The 18,707-nt window shown below is 45.6% G+C and carries 14 protein-coding genes; 7 read left to right on the top strand and 7 right to left on the bottom strand.

Going from position 1 to position 18,707, the window contains the following annotated elements:
• The first annotated feature begins 245 nt into the window (after window positions 1–245).
• Both RIG68_RS12175 and RIG68_RS12170 read left to right on the top strand, forming a co-directional pair.
• Window positions 246–4,718, top strand: a complete 4,473-nt coding sequence (locus tag RIG68_RS12175; RefSeq protein ID WP_350122455.1) for a PAS domain S-box protein — start codon at window positions 246–248, stop codon at window positions 4,716–4,718.
• A complete protein-coding gene (locus RIG68_RS12170; protein WP_350122453.1) occupies window positions 4,708–5,076 on the top strand; it encodes a response regulator in 369 nt (122 codons plus the stop codon). Before RIG68_RS12175 ends, RIG68_RS12170 begins: the two co-directional genes overlap by 11 nt.
• Window positions 5,077–5,098: 22 nt before the next feature.
• Here the strand turns inward: RIG68_RS12170 and RIG68_RS12165 are convergent, their stop codons facing one another.
• The 3 genes from RIG68_RS12165 to galK form a co-directional block, all read right to left on the bottom strand.
• Window positions 5,099–7,768 carry an ABC transporter permease gene (locus RIG68_RS12165; protein WP_350122451.1) on the bottom strand — a complete coding sequence of 890 codons (2,670 nt, stop codon included), beginning with the start codon at window positions 7,766–7,768 and terminating at the stop codon, window positions 5,099–5,101.
• Window positions 7,765–8,091 (bottom strand): PadR family transcriptional regulator, encoded by a 327-nt coding sequence (locus RIG68_RS12160; RefSeq protein WP_151999539.1) that lies wholly within the window; start codon window positions 8,089–8,091, stop codon window positions 7,765–7,767. Before RIG68_RS12160 ends, RIG68_RS12165 begins: the two co-directional genes overlap by 4 nt.
• A 110-nt stretch (window positions 8,092–8,201) precedes the next feature.
• Window positions 8,202–9,377: a galactokinase gene (gene galK / locus RIG68_RS12155; protein ID WP_350122449.1), complete on the bottom strand. Its 1,176-nt coding sequence runs from the start codon at window positions 9,375–9,377 to the stop codon at window positions 8,202–8,204.
• 362 nt (window positions 9,378–9,739) lie between these two features.
• Between galK and RIG68_RS12150 the strand changes: the two genes are divergently transcribed.
• The gene (locus RIG68_RS12150; protein WP_350122447.1) at window positions 9,740–11,059 is read left to right on the top strand and encodes a DEAD/DEAH box helicase; all 1,320 of its coding nucleotides are present in this window, start codon (window positions 9,740–9,742) and stop codon (window positions 11,057–11,059) included.
• 192 nt (window positions 11,060–11,251) lie between these two features.
• Here the strand turns inward: RIG68_RS12150 and RIG68_RS12145 are convergent, their stop codons facing one another.
• The 3 genes from RIG68_RS12145 to RIG68_RS12135 all read right to left on the bottom strand — a co-directional run bounded on the left by RIG68_RS12145 (window position 11,252) and on the right by RIG68_RS12135 (window position 14,018).
• Window positions 11,252–11,854, bottom strand: coding sequence for a T9SS type A sorting domain-containing protein (locus RIG68_RS12145; protein WP_350122445.1), 603 nt, complete (start codon window positions 11,852–11,854; stop codon window positions 11,252–11,254).
• A gap of 398 nt (window positions 11,855–12,252) precedes the next feature.
• Window positions 12,253–13,128 carry an RluA family pseudouridine synthase gene (locus tag RIG68_RS12140; protein ID WP_350078002.1) on the bottom strand — a complete coding sequence of 292 codons (876 nt, stop codon included), beginning with the start codon at window positions 13,126–13,128 and terminating at the stop codon, window positions 12,253–12,255.
• Window positions 13,129–13,130: 2 nt separating this feature from the next.
• Window positions 13,131–14,018 (bottom strand): RsmD family RNA methyltransferase, encoded by an 888-nt coding sequence (locus RIG68_RS12135; protein ID WP_350122442.1) that lies wholly within the window; start codon window positions 14,016–14,018, stop codon window positions 13,131–13,133.
• Window positions 14,019–14,129: 111 nt separating this feature from the next.
• Here RIG68_RS12135 and RIG68_RS12130 point away from each other — a divergent pair, with 111 nt between their 5' ends.
• The 4 genes from RIG68_RS12130 to RIG68_RS12115 all read left to right on the top strand — a co-directional run bounded on the left by RIG68_RS12130 (window position 14,130) and on the right by RIG68_RS12115 (window position 17,897).
• Window positions 14,130–14,960 (top strand): TrmH family RNA methyltransferase, encoded by an 831-nt coding sequence (locus RIG68_RS12130; RefSeq protein WP_350122440.1) that lies wholly within the window; start codon window positions 14,130–14,132, stop codon window positions 14,958–14,960.
• 186 nt (window positions 14,961–15,146) lie between these two features.
• Window positions 15,147–15,785 carry a hypothetical protein gene (locus tag RIG68_RS12125; RefSeq protein ID WP_350122438.1) on the top strand — a complete coding sequence of 213 codons (639 nt, stop codon included), beginning with the start codon at window positions 15,147–15,149 and terminating at the stop codon, window positions 15,783–15,785.
• Between the two features lie 22 nt (window positions 15,786–15,807).
• Complete coding sequence (locus RIG68_RS12120; RefSeq protein WP_350122436.1) at window positions 15,808–17,226, top strand: pyridoxal phosphate-dependent decarboxylase family protein; 1,419 nt, start codon at window positions 15,808–15,810, stop codon at window positions 17,224–17,226.
• 17 nt (window positions 17,227–17,243) lie between these two features.
• Window positions 17,244–17,897, top strand: coding sequence for a hypothetical protein (locus tag RIG68_RS12115; protein WP_350122434.1), 654 nt, complete (start codon window positions 17,244–17,246; stop codon window positions 17,895–17,897).
• Between the two features lie 8 nt (window positions 17,898–17,905).
• Here RIG68_RS12115 and RIG68_RS12110 read toward each other — a convergent pair whose 3' ends face one another.
• A complete protein-coding gene (locus RIG68_RS12110; protein WP_350122432.1) occupies window positions 17,906–18,466 on the bottom strand; it encodes a DUF3109 family protein in 561 nt (186 codons plus the stop codon).
• Between the last annotated feature and the right edge of the window lie 241 nt (window positions 18,467–18,707).

Below are 18,707 nucleotides of genomic sequence, written 5' to 3'. Positions count from 1 at the left end.
GCCCGTATATGGACACCCTATTTGTGAAAGTGTACACTTTTTCGCTAACAATGTATTTTCATGAAGAGTAATTATTCGTAAATTTAATTAGCATAAATCTAAACTTTTCTAAGAGAAATTTGTCTTAATTGGCGAATTCAAAGTTCAGCTATCTTTTTTCTACCTCCATCATTTCGCTATTGTTATGTCTGTTCTCATAATCAAGTAAATCCAGATTACCCCGTTGTTTTTTGTTTTCAAAAACTATGGCTGAAAAGCTCGATGACTACTTAAAAAAAGAAGCCTTTCAACTGATCAGGTCGGACGAAAAGCTGTTCGAACTCATGCAGGAAGAGGGATCGGATGGCTTTTGGTACTGGGACACGGAAACGCAGCGTATATGGGCTAATAAAAAGTTAGGCGAGACCTTTGGGTTGACCGACTTTGGGAAGCAGGGAGCAGAGATTCGGCTTACTAACCTTTTTTCGGAAGCGGAAGTCAATGCCGTTCAAGAATGTATTCGAGTGGCCCTTAACGAAAAAAAAGACGGCTTCAAAACGAATTGCGTTTACACGACCCGTGGCGGGGTACCGCAGCGAAGCGATTTATACGCCCACATAGTTAAAAATGAAAGCGGCAATCCCATAAGAATCCTTGGCATCAACATAAAAAAAACCTCAAATCCGGAGACTGCCCTTCAGAAAGACTATTTCCCGGAACGCCTTGCCGCCCACCTCAACAATTCGCCACTGGGCATGGTGGAGTATACGCCTGATTTAACCATTTCGCTGTGGTCAAAAAAGTGTGAGCAAATTTTTGGGTGGACGATGGCTGAAGTTCTTGGCAATAAGCTGTCGGCATTTAATCTTATTTATGCCGAAGACTTAGAAAAGGCAAGCGTCACCGCTGAAGAGTTGATGACCGGCAAGGTGGACGGAAACATTTCTTTCAACAGAAATTACACCAAGAGTGGAAAAATCATCCATTGTGTCTGGTACAACTCGGTAACCAGGGACAACAAAGGGAAAGTAATTTCAGTCATGTCGCTGGTGCAGGATGTAACCGAGGAGAAGAAAATTGAAGAAACACTAAGGATCAACAAAGAGCGCCTGAAAGAAGCCCAAAGAGTAGCCCGGATGGGGAATTTCTCCTGGGATCTTGCTTCAAACAAGTTTGTCTTTTCAAAAGGGCTGACCACAATTATCGGGTATGAAGAAACAGATGAATTTTTCTACGATTACATCAATGACAATATTCACCATCCTGATGACCTGCCAATAATCAACCAGTGGCTTGCCGACTGCCTGGCATCTGGAGAAGAAAAACTCACTCCCAGCGAACATCGGCTGATCCGAAAAGACGGAAAGGTCATTTGGATTCACGCAGAAGGAAACATCGTATACGACCAGGGCAAGCCGGTCTCCATTTTTGGCACAGCCCAGGACATCACAGAACGGCGGCTGGCCGAAGAAAAATTAAAGGCATCAGAAAAACGTTTTAAATCTCTTGTGGAAAATGGCAAAGATGGCTTAACCATTCTCTCAGGGAATGGGGAGGTGAAGTACCAGTCACCCTCTGTTGAAAAGATGCTGGGCTACTCAGTTGAAGACCTTGGAAAACTGGAACAAACAGCACTTATTCATCCTGCCGATGTCCACATACTCACCTCTGCTTTCTCGGCATCACTTCAACACCCCAGAAAAGTTATAACTGTTCCACCCTATCGTGTCAAAGACAAACTGGGAATTTGGCACTGGATGGAAGCCAACATGGCTAACTACCTCGACTACCCGGACATTGAAGGTATCGTTAACAACTTTTCTGACGTGACGGAAAGAGTTGAATCTTCGAAGCTTCTCACCAAGATTAACGGCCAGCTAAAAACGGCACAAAAAATAGCCAACTTGGGTTATTTTGAATGGAACTGGAGAGAGGGCACAGTTTTTTGGTCAGAGGTATTGTACAGCATTTGTGGAGTTACAAAAATCCCCTCAGAACAAGCACTAGCAGATAAAATTCATCCCGACGATCAGGCAGCCTTCATTGACTATCGCAAACAGCTCAATTTTTCACGGGAGCCCGCCAAAATCGAATTTAGATTTCTACGCAACGATGAGGTACGAAACCTGGTGGGAAGGACGATACCGTTACTTGACGAAAATGAATCCATAATCGGGATTGAGGGAACTGTGCAGGATATCACCGAAAGAAAGAAATACGAAAACGAAATTCTTAGGCTTTCTACTTTTCCTTCGGAAAACCCCAACCCTGTCTTGCGAGTTGCTAAAAACAAATCACTTACTTATTTCAACAAAGCCAGCGAACCCCTTTTTGCCGCCAGGTCGGCCGGCGAAAAAAGAACCTTACCTGCAGCACTTTGGCAACTTATCAGTCAAACTTTTGAAGTAAAAACGATCCTCCGCAAAGAACTTACCATTGGGGATACTACTTACTCTTTTACTTCCACTCCCGGGCCTGCCGACGACTACGTAAATGTGTATGGGCTTGATATTTCTGAGCAAAAGAAAGTTGAACAGGCGCTTAAGGAAAGCGGACACTTTCTCAATGAAGTAGGAAGAATTGCCAAAGTGGGAGGATGGGAGTTGGATCCGGAAACTGACATTGAAACCTGGACCAGGGAGTTAGCCGAGATACATGAGGTGCCGGTAAACCCTGAAGGCCTCTATAATTTTGGTACAAAATTTTATACGGCTCAGTCGAGGAAAATGATTGATGCAGCGGTGCAGCAAGCCATCAAACACGGGAAGTCTTACGATCTGGAGCTTGAAATTAAAACTGCTAAAGGCAACAGAAAATGGGTCAGAACAATAGGACAGGCTGTCGCACTCAAAGATGGTAAAGTAAAATTAAGGGGGTCTTTTCAGGACATCACTCAAATCAAAAGGGCTGAAGAAGAAATACTACTAGAGAAAAATCTCTCTGACGAAATTATCAACAGCCTACCCGGGGTCTTCTATCTATTTTCCAAGGAAGGTAGGTTTCTGAAATGGAATAAGGACTGCGAGACAATCAGTGGCTATTCAGCGGAAGAGATTAGTGAAATGAACCCTTTGCAGTTTTTTACGGAAGAAGACCGACCAACCATCATGCAAAGAATCTTCAACGTGCTAAGCAACGGTGAAGATCGGATGGATAGTAATTTTGTGCTGAAAAATGGATCTAAAATCGCCTACCACATTACTGGCAAAAAGATTATTTACAAAGGCCAGGAGTGTATTATGGGCGTTGCTATTGACATCACCGAAAGGAATAAGGCTGCCAAAGCGCTAGAGCAAAGTGAGGAGCAGTACAGATCTCTTTTTGAAAACATGTCGGAAGGTTTCCTGCACTGCGAGGGTGTTCTGGATGAAGCTGGCAAGGTGGTCGATTTTGCCATCATTCAATGCAACCCGGCCTTTGAGGCAATGACTCAGCTTAAAAATCCCATAGGAAAAACTGCTTCTCAGCTATTCCCCGATCTGAATGCCAGCAACTCAGTGACCATTAACGCCTTCATGCGAGTAATGAATATCGGGTTGCCGGAGACTATTGAACGGTATGCAGAAAGAATCAACAAGTGGTTTTCAATCTCCCTCTATCAACATAGGAAAAACCACATTGTTGCTATGTTTCAGGACATCACCGAACGGAAAAAAGCAGCACTCAGTCTCCATGCAAGCGAGCTAAAATTCCGGGCATTGGTGGAGCAGTCGCTTACGGGCATCTACATTTTTGACAAAGAGAGCTTTATATATGTCAACGACCAGTTTGCCTCCATGTTTGGCTACACAGTGGACGAGGTGCTTACTGGCCTGCAACCCACCGACGTGGTGGCGAAGGAAGACAATGAGCGGGCCGCGGGTTATATCGAACAGCGGTTTTCCGGTGCGGTCAAATACGTCCATTACACTGCCAGGGGGATAAAAAAGGACAAGACCAAAATATGGATTGAGGTGCATGGAACCCATATCGAACTGGAAGGAAAGCCTGTGATAACGGGAACTGTGCTGGACATAACAGAAAGGGTGAAAACGGAGAGATCCATTAATAAGCTGCTGCAAAAAACCACCGAGCAAAACGTAAGGCTTAAAGACTTCTCGTTTATCACCTCTCATAATATCCGTTCGTCAGTATCGAACCTGCTGGGTCTGACTGACTTGCTCATGACACAGCCCAGCAACCTCGAATACATAAAAATGTTGCGTACGAGCACGTTGAAACTCGATGCCACCATCAAAAGCATTAACGAGCTCATACATTTTGAAGATAACCTGGATAAAATACCAACGACGGACTGCAACATTTTAACCACTGTCAACAACGTTTTGGCCCTGAATAATCAGACGATAAAGGAGAAAAATATCATCATTGAGAAGAACATTTCGCCTGAATTAACTTTCAAGTGCATTCCTGCTTATATTGACAGTATTCTCCAAAACCTGATTACAAATGCCATCAAGTATGGGACCACCAAGGATCGGAAAACCATCAAAATTGAATCTTATCGTGAGGCCTCTAACGTTGTTATTTCCATTCAGGATTTTGGAACAGGCATAGATCTCGACCGCCATCAGGAAAAACTCTTCAAACTAGGCGCCCGGTTTCACTCCTCCAACGAGGGGCAGGGCCTTGGGCTCTATATGTCGAAGCGTCAGATTGAAGCCATGGGCGGGAAAATAAATGTCGAGAGCAAGCCAAATGTGGGCTCAACCTTCAAAGTCATTTTTTATGTCAGGTAAGAAAATTTTTGTTATCGACGACGATGAAATTTTTTTGATAATCGCCACTGCAAATTTGCGGCAAAGTTGTGGTGAAGTTGAAATTATTACAGCAAGCAATGGCGAAGAGGCATTGAAAGTGATTTCCGACAGCCAACCATGCATTGTACTGCTCGACATCAACATGCCTGTAATGAACGGATGGGAGTTTCTTGAAGCGGTGACACAATCGCCGCAAACAAATCTCTTCCAAATTTTCATCACAACCTCTTCGGTAGATCCCAACGATAAAAAGAAAGCCAGCGACCATCCGCTTGTCAGTGGCTATATCGAGAAACCCCTGAGCTCAGAAAAGATAAAAGCACTCCAAATCTGCTAACCCGGCCTCTTCAAGGCCCATGTTATTCAACTCTCAAACTTTCAACTGGATTAATTCGTGAGGCCCGCAAAGTGTGATAGACAATGACCAGCGCAGCCACCAAAAGTGCGGCCATTCCACTAACAACGAACAGCCCAACGCCCATTTCGGTGCGATAAGCAAAGTTTGCCAACCACTTGCTCATCAGCCAAAGGGTGAGCGGCACCGACAACACAATAGCGACAAGCAGCTGAGAAACAAAGCTTTTGGAAAGCAATGCGAAGATTGTAATTGGAGTAGCTCCCATTACCTTCCGAATGCCAATTTCTTTGATGCGACTGTTCACAACCAGCACCATAAGACCAAGCAGACCTAAAATTGCAATGACTATGGAGAGGATTGTTGCTACGGTAATTAGCTTGTTTAGTCTTGCTTCGTTTTCATATTGCTGTTGTATTTTTTCATCAACGAAGCTGAAATCCAGGGCCTCATTTGGGAAAACTGCCTCCCACTCCTCGTCAAGGATATCCTGCACCGCCGTTAGGTTCGATCCAGTGTAAGTAAACACAAGCTTGGGAACCGGCGAATCCCCCACATTGAAGTCGGAAATCCCCTGCAAAATGGTCATAGCATTTTCCGCTATCACGAGCGGCTCCACCTGGGAATGAAGAGAAGTGAAATTGAAATTTTCAGTCACTCCGATAATCCGGTGTTCGCCAAACTCTTTACCGGGCAGCTTGTCGTCGACAGGGTTTTCGAGTCCAAAGTAGTCGGCCGCCGCCTGGTTAATGATAATCGACTGGCGTTCGTCGAGGCCGTTTCCCTCTTCAAAATCCCTGCCCTCCTTTACTTTTATCCCAAATGACTTCAGGTAGTTAGCGTCAACATTCAGGAAGGCAAACCGCCTGAACACATTCTTGTCGTCGGTGTAAGCAAGCTGCGTCCATCCATTTGAGCCAAAAACATGAGTAGCCATACCAATGTCGGTAACATCGGGGTGTTTTTGTAATGCAGCCTTCAGAAGCTTACCATTTTCCATGCCCGTAGCTATCACCTGAGTGAGTCGCTGCGCAGCCGGGTCCGGCTGAAGCGTAACGGAAACAACAGATTCATAATTGAACCCCAGGTCTTTCTCTTGCATGAAGCTTACCTGCTTTTTCATGATCAGTGTAGTACTGATGAGAAAAACTGTAACAAGAAACTGAAACACCAGCATGCCCTTTTGCGCCACGTGCCTTCCACCGCCCTGGCTTCCTCCTCTCAAAATAGCCACGATACGAAAGCCAGACAGCACAAAAGCCGGATAAATTCCAGCAGCGACGCCTATGGCTAACCCAACACCCAGGTAAGCGAGCAAATGCCACCACCTGAAGGTGAGAAATATTTGGGTTCCAGTTAACGTGTTGAACGTGGGAACAAGCAATACCGTGAGCACAGTACCGATCGTCATGGCAATTAACGCTACTAAAAGGCTTTCGCTCAGGTATTGCACCACCAGCGTACTTTGTCCGGCACCCAGCACTTTTCGCATGCCCACCTCACGGGCCCTGCGCAGAGACTGCCCAATGGAGAGAGTGGCGTAGTTGATGCAAGCAATTATGAGCACCAGTAAGCCAATAGCGCCAAGTATATACACATACTGAGGATTGCTTACCGGAGCAAAGCCAGCCGGTACGTCGGGGTTGAGGTGAATGTCTGTTATTGGCTGCAAACCAATGTTGTACTGCCCCCTTTCTACCTCTTCGCTCAGATACCCCATCACCACGTCCTGCATCTTGTCGTTTACGTTTTGAACATCAGCGTTTTCTCTGATCAGCACATATGTTTCAGCAAGCACGCTGAACCAGGCATTCATGGCACCTTCTCCATAAAATCTTCTGCTGTTCTCCGCCGATACAGCAATATCGAACCGTATGCTGGAGGCATGCGGCATATCGGCTATCACCGCCGACACCTTAAAATCCTCTATATTTTCAGCGATTTGCAGGCTCAACACCTTTCCCATCGGGTCGTCGTTGCCAAAATACTTTCTGGCATAAGACTCGGAGATGATCACGCTTCGCAACTCCTGGAATGGTGCCTCCCTATTTCCGGCCACTACTTCAAAGTCGAAGACCTTGAAAAAATCAGGGCTTATGACGGCCACCTGCTCATCGATACGGTTCTCCCCTCTCCCCACCAGATGGTTCTCCTGCGTTATTCGCACAGCAGCTTCTACTTCCGGAAAGTTTTGCTCAAACAAATCTTCAAACCTGAGCGGCGTAACGCTGTTAAAAAATATCTTCCCCTCGCCATAGTCTTCTTTGACCCAACTTCGGTAGATGCGATCCTTTTTTGAGTGAAAATGATCGAAGCTTAGCTCCTGCTTCACGTAGAGCCCCATCAGCAGAAAGCAGGCAATGCCGATTGTCAGGCCCACCAGGTTGATAGCTGTGTTGACTTTGTCCCTTGCCAGCACCCTAAAAGCGATTTTGAAATTGTTGGTTGTCATCATAAATATTGAGTTTTTGAGTCTTTTCGATTTTCCTATGGCCGAAATTCTCAGCGACCGAATAACGAGCCATACGTACGTCAAATCAGCGGCTCGCTTTCCGTTCTCAGTCCGGCGTTTTTGATACACCTCATACAGATCACCCTGCAGGTCCTCCAGAAGGTCGGGGTGGCAATACCACTCCAGAAACCGATCAGCCCACCTTGGAGGATTGGAACTCATGAGCCCTGAATCGTTAGTAACTTTTTGTACAAGCCCATCCTTACCAGCATCGTTTCATCGATCACTTTGCGGCCGGCCACCGTCAGCGTAAAAAAACGTTTCCTTCTTCCTCCCCTGTCGGCAGTAGCACCTCCCATCGATGACGTAACAAATCCCTTGGCCTCCAACCGTCGGAGCACTGAGTGTATGGCAGTAACATCGGGCTTTCTGCCAGCTTGCTCGGCAATCTCCTCAAGGATAGTTACTGCATAGGCCTGCCCTGCTAGTGAGCCCACGGTCAAAAGCACAAGCTCCTCCAGTTCGCCTAATGATTCTCTTTTCATAGTTGCACAATATATTTATTGTACAAAGATACAAATAAACTATTTAATAATTTTTTGTACAACAAATTAACATTCATTAACACCGACAGATGATCTGGTGAGGTACGGAGTCAGGAAATCACTGACGCTCCGTCTTGTATAGAAATGTCGTAGAAGTTGGGCGCTGTATGAAATTGCTTGGTAAAAGAGAGATCTATGTGACGCTTGAATTCCTCCTCAAACTCTTTCTTGATGATGTTGATGGTACATCCACCAAATCCCCCTCCCATCATCCTTGCGCCTGGTATTTCGTCGGGAAACCTGGCCGCTTCGGCAGCGAGAAAGTCCAGTTCCCGGCAGCTTACCTCGTAGTCGGTCGAGAGCCCACGGTGCGTGTCATTCATTTTTTTTCCGAACGCCAGCAAATCGCCCTTTTTTAAATCACGGGCAGCGGCCTGTGTACGTTCTATTTCACCCGTCACAAACCTGCACCTCCGAAAGACATTCTCAGGAAGTTCATCCGCCAGCTCTTCCACTTCAAATGAATTAAAGTCTCTAAGAGAGTTTGCCTCAGGTTTATGCTTTTTAAGAACAGTAACTCCCAACTCACATTCAAGTCGTCTCGTATTGTATTCGGAGCTTGCCAGAGAGTGTTTCACCCTTGTGTCGATAAGCAGAAGGCTGTGATCCTGAAGCTGAAGCGGATAGTAGTCGAATGTAAGATCACGACAATCGAGCAACATGGCGTGGTCTTTCTTTCCCATTTTGCTGGCAAACATATCCATGATTCCACACTTGACCCCGACAAACTCATGCTCCGCCTTTTGAGCTATCTGAATAATATCCCATGGCTCAACAGACAGCCCAAACAATTGCGTCAGTGCTGTTCCAAAACCAACCTCAAGCGCTGCCGATGATGACAAGCCGGCCCCATTTGGGATGTCGCCCCCGAACACACAATTGACAGCCGGCACATCGAACCCACGCCGTTGCAAACCAGCCACAACGCCAGTAAAAAAGTTAGTCCACGCCGGATTGGACTTCGGCACCAACTTCTTGTGGTTGACCAGCGCTCCCTTATTGATATTCAAAGCAAAAAGAGAAGTATCGGGCCGGGTAGAAGGTGACATAGCAAAAATAATCTCCCTGTTAATAGCAGCAGGAAACACAAAGCCATTATTGTAGTCGGTGTGCTCGCCGATCAGGTTGATCCGGCCAGGTGCCCGCACAACAATGGCGGGACTTGAGCCGTAAAGCTCCGTAAATGTTCTTGATATTAGTGATTGGTAATCAAGTTCCTCAAACATCACTGTAGTTTAGGTTTAATCAACGGGAACAGCTTTCGCCAGGAAGGCTCTTCTCTCTCTTAAAAAAGTGCTCAAATATACGAGCAGTTTGCTATTTCGAATATAAGCCAGTTGAAATTGAAGTTTCTGAGAATACCGTTGGCACCCGTTATTTATTAATAAAGAGAGACCAGGAGCTATTGTCAACTATTTAACGTACCTTTGCGCCAGGTTCTCAGTTGACAGGCCAATTATTTCACATACTCAGCCTGCCGCACGCTTCAAGTCGATGTCTGCCATTCAACCAAGGATCTTTTAAGGACAGACTGCTGATTGTGACCCTTCCCGGCTCGTTATCAGCCATATTTAAACAAAAAACATTAATGACATTTGAAAATCTAGGGCTTATTGAGCCCATTCAGAAAGCCCTGAAGGCTGAAGGCTACACTACGCCTACGCCTATTCAGGCCCAAGCCATCCCACATCTTCTTGAAGGTAGAGACTTACTGGGTTGCGCACAAACAGGCACAGGAAAAACTGCTGCCTTTGCCATTCCCATTTTACAAAATATTTACACCGCCAGAACCGAACAAAGAGGTATCAAAGCCCTTATTCTTACCCCAACGAGGGAATTGGCGATACAAATTGACGAAAGCTTCGCTGCCTATGGTAAGTATACCAGAATCAGTCATACAGTAATATTTGGTGGCGTATCGCAAAATGCTCAAACCAATGCGCTCCGCAGGGGTGTTGACGTGCTTATTGCTACTCCGGGTCGCTTACTTGACCTGATGAACCAGGGTTTTGTTCGCCTCGACACCATTCAGTTTTTCGTATTGGACGAAGCGGATCGCATGCTCGACATGGGGTTTGTGCACGATGTAAAGAAAGTGATTGCCAAAATACCCGCTAAAAGGCAGACGCTTTTCTTCTCGGCCACCATGCCACCCGAAATTGTAAAGCTGTCTGACAGTCTTCTTACAAATCCTGTGAAAGTAGAGGTGACACCTGTATCTTCAACAGCCGAAAAGATAGAGCAGTCGCTGTTCTATGTGGAGAAAAGAGACAAGAAGCATTTGCTTAACCATATCCTGGAAAATAAGGGCATTGAAACAGCACTGGTTTTCACCAGAACAAAACATGGTGCCGACAGAGTAGTGAAAGACCTTAACAAGGAGGGAATTACTGCCGAAGCCATTCATGGCAACAAATCGCAGAATGCACGTCAGCGTGCCCTCTCAAACTTCAAAACCCGTAAAACAAGGGTGTTGGTTGCTACTGACATTGCAGCCAGAGGTATCGATATCGATGAGTTGACCCATGTATTCAACTACGAGCTACCCAATATCCCTGAAACTTATGTTCACAGAATTGGGCGAACAGGACGTGCCGGAGCGGATGGAAAAGCAATTTCTTTTTGCGAAAGAGAAGAGAGACCTTATTTGAAGGACATCCAAAAGCTGATAGGAAAAACGATTCCTGTAATAGAGGAACACCCATACGTAAATGCTACACCAGTACCAACTTCCAGCGAAGTGTACTCGTCAAGACCTAAGTCTGGCTCTAGCGGCAATTCGGCGTCGTTCAAAAAGAAGTGGAACAACAACGGAAGGCCAAACAACAACGGAAACAGATCCTCGGATCGGCCGCAGCGTGACTCTTCTCAATCAACTGCCATGCCTTCAAGGTTCTCGAGGTATTAAGAATTGATAGATTGCATATTGGAAAGGGCTTAGGCCCTTTTTTTATGTCTATGATTGTAGAGGTCGTTCCAAATGGAACCGTTGTGAGTGAACTAACCTACAAAAAACTAGCCGCCCTTTGAAAGAGCGGCTAGCCAGATTGATAAGCGGATTAATGAATGTTTTTACTATAATTTACAGTCTGCTTTGTGCTTAAAAATCGAATTTTTGGTCTTTAACAACAGTGTTATTGTAAGATACTGTGAAACGAACACCCGCTCCTTTGATTTGGCTTAGATCGTACACTCTTGTGAAGAAATCAGCTGACTTCACGTCCTCTGAGAACAAAAGTTCATCCTGGCCACCGTAGATAGCTACTGAAAGAGGTGAGTCTACTGAAGCACTTGATCTAAGTACCATTTTTTTTGTGCTGGCATTAGAGCTAAGAGCTACCTGCTCACCCAATTTGTCAACTTCAGAAACGTGGTGTACAGTTTGAGCTACTTTTTCACCTTTTGAAACTACTTCAAAAGTGTAGTAACCTGTTGGAACGTTTGAAAGGTCGAAGTTTTGCGCAAAACCATCAGCCACTCTAACGGATCCTTTGTGAACAGATACGCCTTTTTCATCTAAAACGTTAACTGTCACATTCTGCTTGCCTTCACTCTTATATATAAGTTTGTAAGAATCATTCTTGTTGAAAGAAATCACTCTTACATTAGATGATGATTTAAGTGTGTCTCCTCCGGCAAACGCAACACTAGAAGTACCCATAGCTACTAGGAGTACAGCAATAAAGTTCTTTGTCTTTTTCATAACTTTTCGTTTTTGAGCTTATCAATTATATATCAAAAGACGTAATAGTTATGATTTTGTTCAAATAATAGGCATTAATTTTAAATGAATATATGGTTAATATATAAAAATTTACGAATTCATTAAAATATCACTTTTTCGTAACCGTTTGCGCTGGCAGTTACGCCAATGCAAACGTCTGATTTTTATAATTTTTACATAAAATATTTTTCTTCATGTAGTTTATTCTGATTAATTTCAAATAATAGCCTATTAGCAGAATATTATTCTATACTAAGCATCTAGAAGCTGATTGCATAAATCCCGGAATCGCTTGCGGTGGGAATTTCGTTCTGACAAGGCGAAACCAAAAGATCGAAACAAAAGAAATAGAGGAAGGAATTGGCAGGACAGATTACCTATCTATAGTCCTCACTTTTCTCCTTTGGGTGAGTAAAAATCGTAGATGGCTCTATTTTGAAAGCCAAATCTTTGCCTGTTATCGGGTGTTTTATGTAAAGCTGGGTGGCCATTAATCGAATCTGCCTTTTGAAAGCATTGCTCGCCCCATATTTGTAGTCGCCTACTATAGGGCAGCCAATATGACCAAGGTGAACCCTAATCTGATTTTTCTTGCCCGTGGCCAACTCCACTTCTACCATGTGATATCTCCCTATCCTCTCTTTATAGGTATAATAGGTGATAGCTTCCTTGGTATTGGGGCCTGGCGTGCTGGCTACAAACATCTTCAGGCCTCGTTCCTCCAGCAGCGTGCTAATGGTACCTTTTTTGGGATTGGGCTCCTTTTCCGTAATGGCAATGTACTTTTTAGAAAACTGATGCCAGTCAGATTTTAATTTCTCCTGTATCTCTTCACTTTTTGCAAAAACAACCAGGCCACTTACTTCTTTGTCAAGCCTGTGCACTGGGAAAGCACTCTGCGCACCTTTGGTAGCATCCTTTACGTAGTCGTCCACCAGTTTGTGCATGGTGGGCCGCCGTGTGATGCCTTCGCCAGCCGTAATGAGGCCTACGGGCTTATCGCAAACAATGATATATTGATCCTGCCAGATGACACGAAACGGTGCCTTTACATTAAGAGAGGGCTTCTCCTGCTTTTCAATATTAACAAGCTGACCGGTCTTGACAGGTGTGTCAGCCATTCGAACCTGCTCCCCGTCGAGCGTCACGTTGGCAAACTTGAGCATTTTGCGCAGCTTGGTTGTGGAAGTGCCTGCATAGGCATCGCCCAATATTTCCAGGATGGTGCCGTCTCTTTTGGCTAAATGCTTCATAATTATCGTGTGAATCTTAAAAACGTTCCCAAAGGAAGCCTCTGCCCCGACGTAGATGGCAGGTAAAACTCCCCGAACTGCATATTATCTGGCTGAAAGAATGATTCGACCAGATTGGCTGAAACCAATGCCGAAAGCCCCATGCTGTACATATTAAGGACAAGAAAGGCCTGCCGGGGTGCCAGCAGTTGGCTGCATAGCTCCATCAGCTCTGTCAAACTCTCTTCAATCACCCACTTCTCACCATCAGGACCCCTGCCATAGGCGGGTGGGTCGAGTATAATGCCATTGTATTGCTTGCCCCGCTTCACTTCCCTTTTCACAAACTTCAGAGCGTCTTCCACCACCCACCTGATGTCCTTCAAGCCACTCGCTTGCTGGTTATCATTGGACCAGGTGATCATGTTTTTCACGGCATCCACGTGCGTTACTTCACTGCCCGCAGCCCTGGCTGCCAGCGATGAGCCACCTGTGTAGGCAAACAGATTGAGCACCTTTCCAGGTTCAGGCCATGCTTTCACCGTATCGTAGATAAAATCCCAGTTCTCAGCCTGCTCAGGAAAAACGCCCACATGCCCGAAAGAGGTAAACTGCAACGACATAGTGAGCTGCATGTCTTTGTACTGATACTTTAAAGGCCAACGATGATTGAGCTTCTGCGTATAAGTCCAGCCTTCATCTTCTCTGCTGCTCTTCCTGGCCTTCGCCGAGTCCCGCACAAATACCGCAGATGCCTGCTTTTTCCATTCGTCGTCCGACAACTTCTTTTTCCAAATAGCCTGAGGCTCGGGCCGGATGAGCGTATACTTTCCAAACCGCTCCAGCTTCTGAAAGTCGCCAGAATCGATCAGTTCGTAGTCTTGCCAATGTCGGGGGAACAGCAACTGCATAGGTAGCACGGGGAAGTAAGGTGCAAAAGTAACGGAATTGTTGGAATTGGGTGCTTTCTGGTTTCACTTTACTCATTGCAGCGCACCAGGCGATTTAGTTGAGGTCGTGAGATGAACTTTGCACAATACCCTGTATTTTTGCCCTCCATGATCCTTGAAATATCAAGTCCGCAGAACCAACGCATTAAAAACCTGATTGCCCTTCAGAAGCCCAGGGAGCGCAAGGAGCAGCAGGCATTCGTTATTGAAGGTGTGCGTGAGATCTCCCTGGCTCAGCAAAGTGGCTATGAACTACAGGAAATTTACATCAACCCAAACCTGTACCAGGCAGACCCCCACTACCCTATCTCCTTCGAGCATTCTACTACCTACCACCTGAGCAACGCAGTTTTCTCAAAAGTTGCCTACAGAGAAAGTACAGGCGGGGTAATCGCCATTGCTGCTACCAGGTCGCTTAGCCTTGCTGATTTATCAAAAAAGGACAACCCCCTTTATCTGGTACTGGAAAATGTGGAAAAGCCTGGTAACATTGGAGCGATGCTTCGGACGGCGGATGCCGCCGGGCTTAGCGGAGTAATAGTGTGCGACCCCAACACAGATTTTTTCAACCCCAATGTAGTGAGGTCGAGCATAGGTTGCCTTTTTACTGTACCGGTCGCCTCCGCCAGCAATCAGGAAGCCAGGGATTGGTTTACCAACCAGGGCATCACCACCTATGCAGCGGCCCTCACCGACAAAGCCAGGCCATATCACACCTTTGATTACAAAGCGCCCTCTGCCCTGCTACTGGGCACGGAAGCCACTGGTCTATCCGATTTTTGGTTGACAGAAGCTAATCAGCAGGTGATTATTCCGATGAAGGGAAAAATTGACTCAATGAACGTGTCGAATGCCGCAGCCATTCTTATTTACGAGGCACTTCGTCAGCGTAATTTTGTCTAGCCCCTTTAAATTAGCCCAGCCTTCAATCCAGTTTTTTTTTGCAGCCACCTACTTCTGTGAATCCGTATGAAAACAGCGCCAGGTCAGCACCGAAAGTGGCAACCAAACCGAAATCTATCTATGAAATTAGCCATGCTTACAGTCGAATTCTATTACTTTGGGCTCTCATTGTGAAGTTCGTATGAAATGAAAAACAGAGCGCTTTTTTTCTGCATCTTTTCGCTAGGCTCCCAGGTATCCTGGTCTCAAAATGCAGAAAAGCTTAACGAAAAAATTGAGGATTGGTATTTTGGCACCATCGTGATGACATCGGGAGATGTGATCGAATGTGATTTTGCCTATAACCCGCTTACAATAGAAGGTCTGCTACAATTCAGCTACGAGGGCGTCAACTACACGGCTGGCCCAAGCAAAATATCTTCCTTTGGCTTTTTTGATGAAGAGCGTGGCAGCTACCGCAAGTTCCAGTCGTTTCCGGTATACAGCGAAGTGACTGAGATGACAAATGAGATCTTCATGGAGATACTTCACGAAACGCAATTCATTTCACTGGTTGGGAGAAAAACTACCGGACTGAAGCCAGGCTACGGCTTCAATGCCAATGCTGTGATAACTCAGAAAAACGTTATCAAGGGCTATGAAAGATACTTCATTGATATGGCCACCGCCAGGTTACACGAAATGACTAAAAAGGAGTTTTTCAAACTTACTTCAGATAAAAAACCTGAGATAAAGTCGTTTATGAAAGAAGAACATGTTCAACTAAATGACTCGGCTGACTTCATAAAATTGATGGAATTCTACGCCTCCTTGAAATTATATTGAAAAGACCCGATTAGTGTTGTGTATGATGACACCAGAAACCTTTAGAGTGGAAGCCCATCGCCTCGTCGACTGGATGGCAGATTTTCTCGAAAACATCGAGGAATATCCGGTAAAACCCGCCACAAAGCCTGGCGATATAATTAAACAGCTACCAACTTCCCCTCCTCTTCAAGGCGAAAGTTTTGACAGCCTCTTCAAAGATTTTCAGAGCATCATCATGCCGGGCATTACACATTGGCAGCATCCTCATTTTCACGCCTACTTTCCAGCCAACGGAAGCTACCCTTCTATTTTGGCCGAAATGTTAACCACCACGCTTGGTGCTCAGTGTATGATCTGGGAAACGTCTCCGGCAGCAGCAGAGCTTGAGGAGATGGTAATGAACTGGCTCAAAGAAATGATGGCCTTACCCACTGCATGGCACGGCGTGATTCAGGATACCGCCTCTACGGCCACCCTCGTGGCGCTTCTTACCGCCAGGGAAAAGCAAAGTGGCTTCCGTGTGAATGACGAAGGCTTCATAGGCACCGAAAAATACAGGGTATATTGTTCATCTGAGACTCATTCGTCGATTGAAAAAGGGGCCAAAGTAGCTGGTATAGGAAAGAAAAACGTTGTGAAGGTGCCTGTAGATGAGCTACTCGCAATGAAGCCTGATCTGCTGGAGGATGCCATTAAAAAGGATATTCAGGCCGGATATACACCACTAGCGGTGGTGGCTGCCATAGGCACCACCAGTACTGTGGCGGTTGACCCCTTGAAGGCAATTGGCGCTGTTTGCAATAAATACAATGTGTGGCTACATGTGGATGCCGCCTATGCTGGCACGGCTCTGCTGTTGCCGGAGTGCCGCTGGATGATGGAAGGTCAGGAATTGGCCGACAGCTTTGTGTTCAATCCGCACAAATGGATGTTTACACATTTCGACTGCACGGCTTACTTTGTGAAGGACAAGGAGGCTCTTATTCGCACTTTTGAGATACTGCCTGAATACCTCAAAACCGCCACCCGTGGGCAGGTGAACGACTACAGGGATTGGGGCGTGCAACTGGGTCGCCGGTTCAGGGCATTGAAGCTGTGGTTCGTTATCCGCTCTTTTGGGATAGATGGGCTACAAAAGACTTTAAGAGGGCATATGTCCTATGCTGAAGATTTTGAAGCGAGGGTTGTAAGTCACCCAGATTTTGAGCTCATCTTGCCACGATCTTTGAATGTAGTAGTCTTCCGCTTCAAGCCAGCCAACGAAAACAGCTTAGAAAAACTCAATCAGCTGAATGAACAGCTGATAAAAACCCTGAATGGATCCGGGAAAGCCTTTCTCTCCCACACCAAAGTAAAGGGGGTGTATTGCATCAGAATGGTGCTCGGCAACACCAGGCTGGAGCAAAGGCATGTAGACGAAGTTTGGGCATGGATAACTGATGCCGCTAAGTCGCTTTAAACTATTATCTTCGTTGTATGCGTATCATTTTTCTCCTTTTCCTTCAGATGTCTTTCACTAGTGTGGTCGCTCAGGACACGCTGAAGTGGCTGTCGGTTGGGTTCAATACGCAGGCATACAAAGGAGACCTGGGGGACAAATACAGCAAATGGACTGGTGGGCTGTACACGAGCTTGCAATTTAAGACTCAAAAGAAATGGAATGGCAGCGTGAATCTTATCATCGGTAATATTACCGGACAAGATCTCAATCCGGCTTTTGATGTCAGCCCTGAAAGTGGCAGACAGCCCAATACCTATTTTAGCAATTCTTTTGTAGCAGCCTACTACCAGCTTCACTGGAATGTTTATCTGAGGAGTCGGGTAAGGGTCTTTTTGAGGCAGGGAATCGGTTTGATGAGATACAATGCCAAAGACGAGCAGGGAATTAGCCTGGCCAATCAAACAAATACTCGAGCCGCTAATGAGTCAGCAGGCAATATTGCTTTGCTCCTGCCAACTAGCATCGGCACGGCCTACCGCTTTCAAAACAACTTTGGCTTAAGCTACAAATTCACGCTGTTGAACACAGCCACTGACTACCTCGACAATATTTCACAGTTGGGAAGTGTCACAGGTGGCGACAATGTATTGGCGCATCAGGTTTCACTGCTGGTACCTATTCACTTCTAAGGAAATATTCAACCTTCAATTTCTTCCACTAACTGCTGATACCAGGCCTCCCCGTATTTACGGATCAGCGCTTCCTTTAAGAACTTATAGACAGGCACACCCAGTTCTTTGCCATGGTCACAGGCAGGGGCGCATATTTGCCAGCGGTGGTAGTTAAGGGCGTCGTAGTTATCGTATTTTGATATTCTGATAGGGTACAAATGGCATGAAATAGGCTTTCTCCATTTTGTTTTTCCTGCCAGCCAGGCTTGCTCAATGGCGCATTTTAAAATGCCTCTGTCGTCGTATATAGCGAAGGCGCATTCCTTGTTGTTGATAGTAGTGGTAGAAAAGTCGCCCTCCTCGTCGAGCAGGTAGGCTCCATTTTCCTCAACGGCTTTTACTCCCGCATCAGCCATAAAAGGCTTCACATCTTCCAAAATGCTGTCGATTTGCTGAAGTTCATCTTCCTCTAAAGGGGCTCCCAGGTCACCCTCTACACAGCAAGCGCCCTTGCACTTGGTAAGGTCACAAACAAACAACTGCTCTTTAATATCGTCAGAGATGACGGCGTTTTCTACCAGTATCATGGTGCAAAGTTCTGGCTATTTACGGAGTAAAACAACGATTCATTCTAAGACGCCTATCATTTCCCAGTTATCATCACCTACCAGACCTCAAAGCCAACAGTTTAAAACGAGATATGCGTATCAAATTCAAAAAATATCGTTATTTGTAAATAACAGAGAAGAAAGATCAGGCTATAGAAACGCTTCTTCCAAATTAACTGTTTACCTAAAGTATGGCTTCCAACGATACATTTAACCTCAA

Source organism: Imperialibacter sp., assembly GCF_040222385.1.
GTDB lineage: Bacteria > Bacteroidota > Bacteroidia > Cytophagales > Cyclobacteriaceae > Imperialibacter.
Note: the sequence above shows the minus strand (reverse complement) of the source record. Positions and strands in the feature narration are given on the sequence as shown.

Excerpts from the sequence above, each read along its gene's own strand:
- RIG68_RS12130 (WP_350122440.1), top strand. The coding sequence starts at position 14,130 with ATGAACTTTGCACAATACCCTGTATTTTTGCCCTCCATGATCCTTGAA.
- RIG68_RS12170 (WP_350122453.1), top strand. The coding sequence starts at position 4,708 with ATGTCAGGTAAGAAAATTTTTGTTATCGACGACGATGAAATTTTTTTG.
- RIG68_RS12175 (WP_350122455.1), top strand. The coding sequence starts at position 246 with ATGGCTGAAAAGCTCGATGACTACTTAAAAAAAGAAGCCTTTCAACTG.
- RIG68_RS12125 (WP_350122438.1), top strand. The coding sequence starts at position 15,147 with ATGAAAAACAGAGCGCTTTTTTTCTGCATCTTTTCGCTAGGCTCCCAG.
- RIG68_RS12145 (WP_350122445.1), bottom strand. The coding sequence starts at position 11,854 with ATGAAAAAGACAAAGAACTTTATTGCTGTACTCCTAGTAGCTATGGGT.
- RIG68_RS12115 (WP_350122434.1), top strand. The coding sequence starts at position 17,244 with ATGCGTATCATTTTTCTCCTTTTCCTTCAGATGTCTTTCACTAGTGTG.
- RIG68_RS12160 (WP_151999539.1), bottom strand. The coding sequence starts at position 8,091 with ATGAAAAGAGAATCATTAGGCGAACTGGAGGAGCTTGTGCTTTTGACC.
- galK (WP_350122449.1), bottom strand. The coding sequence starts at position 9,377 with ATGTTTGAGGAACTTGATTACCAATCACTAATATCAAGAACATTTACG.
- RIG68_RS12150 (WP_350122447.1), top strand. The coding sequence starts at position 9,740 with ATGACATTTGAAAATCTAGGGCTTATTGAGCCCATTCAGAAAGCCCTG.
- RIG68_RS12110 (WP_350122432.1), bottom strand. The coding sequence starts at position 18,466 with ATGATACTGGTAGAAAACGCCGTCATCTCTGACGATATTAAAGAGCAG.
- RIG68_RS12120 (WP_350122436.1), top strand. The coding sequence starts at position 15,808 with ATGATGACACCAGAAACCTTTAGAGTGGAAGCCCATCGCCTCGTCGAC.
- RIG68_RS12135 (WP_350122442.1), bottom strand. The coding sequence starts at position 14,018 with ATGCAGTTGCTGTTCCCCCGACATTGGCAAGACTACGAACTGATCGAT.
- RIG68_RS12140 (WP_350078002.1), bottom strand. The coding sequence starts at position 13,128 with ATGAAGCATTTAGCCAAAAGAGACGGCACCATCCTGGAAATATTGGGC.
- RIG68_RS12165 (WP_350122451.1), bottom strand. The coding sequence starts at position 7,768 with ATGAGTTCCAATCCTCCAAGGTGGGCTGATCGGTTTCTGGAGTGGTAT.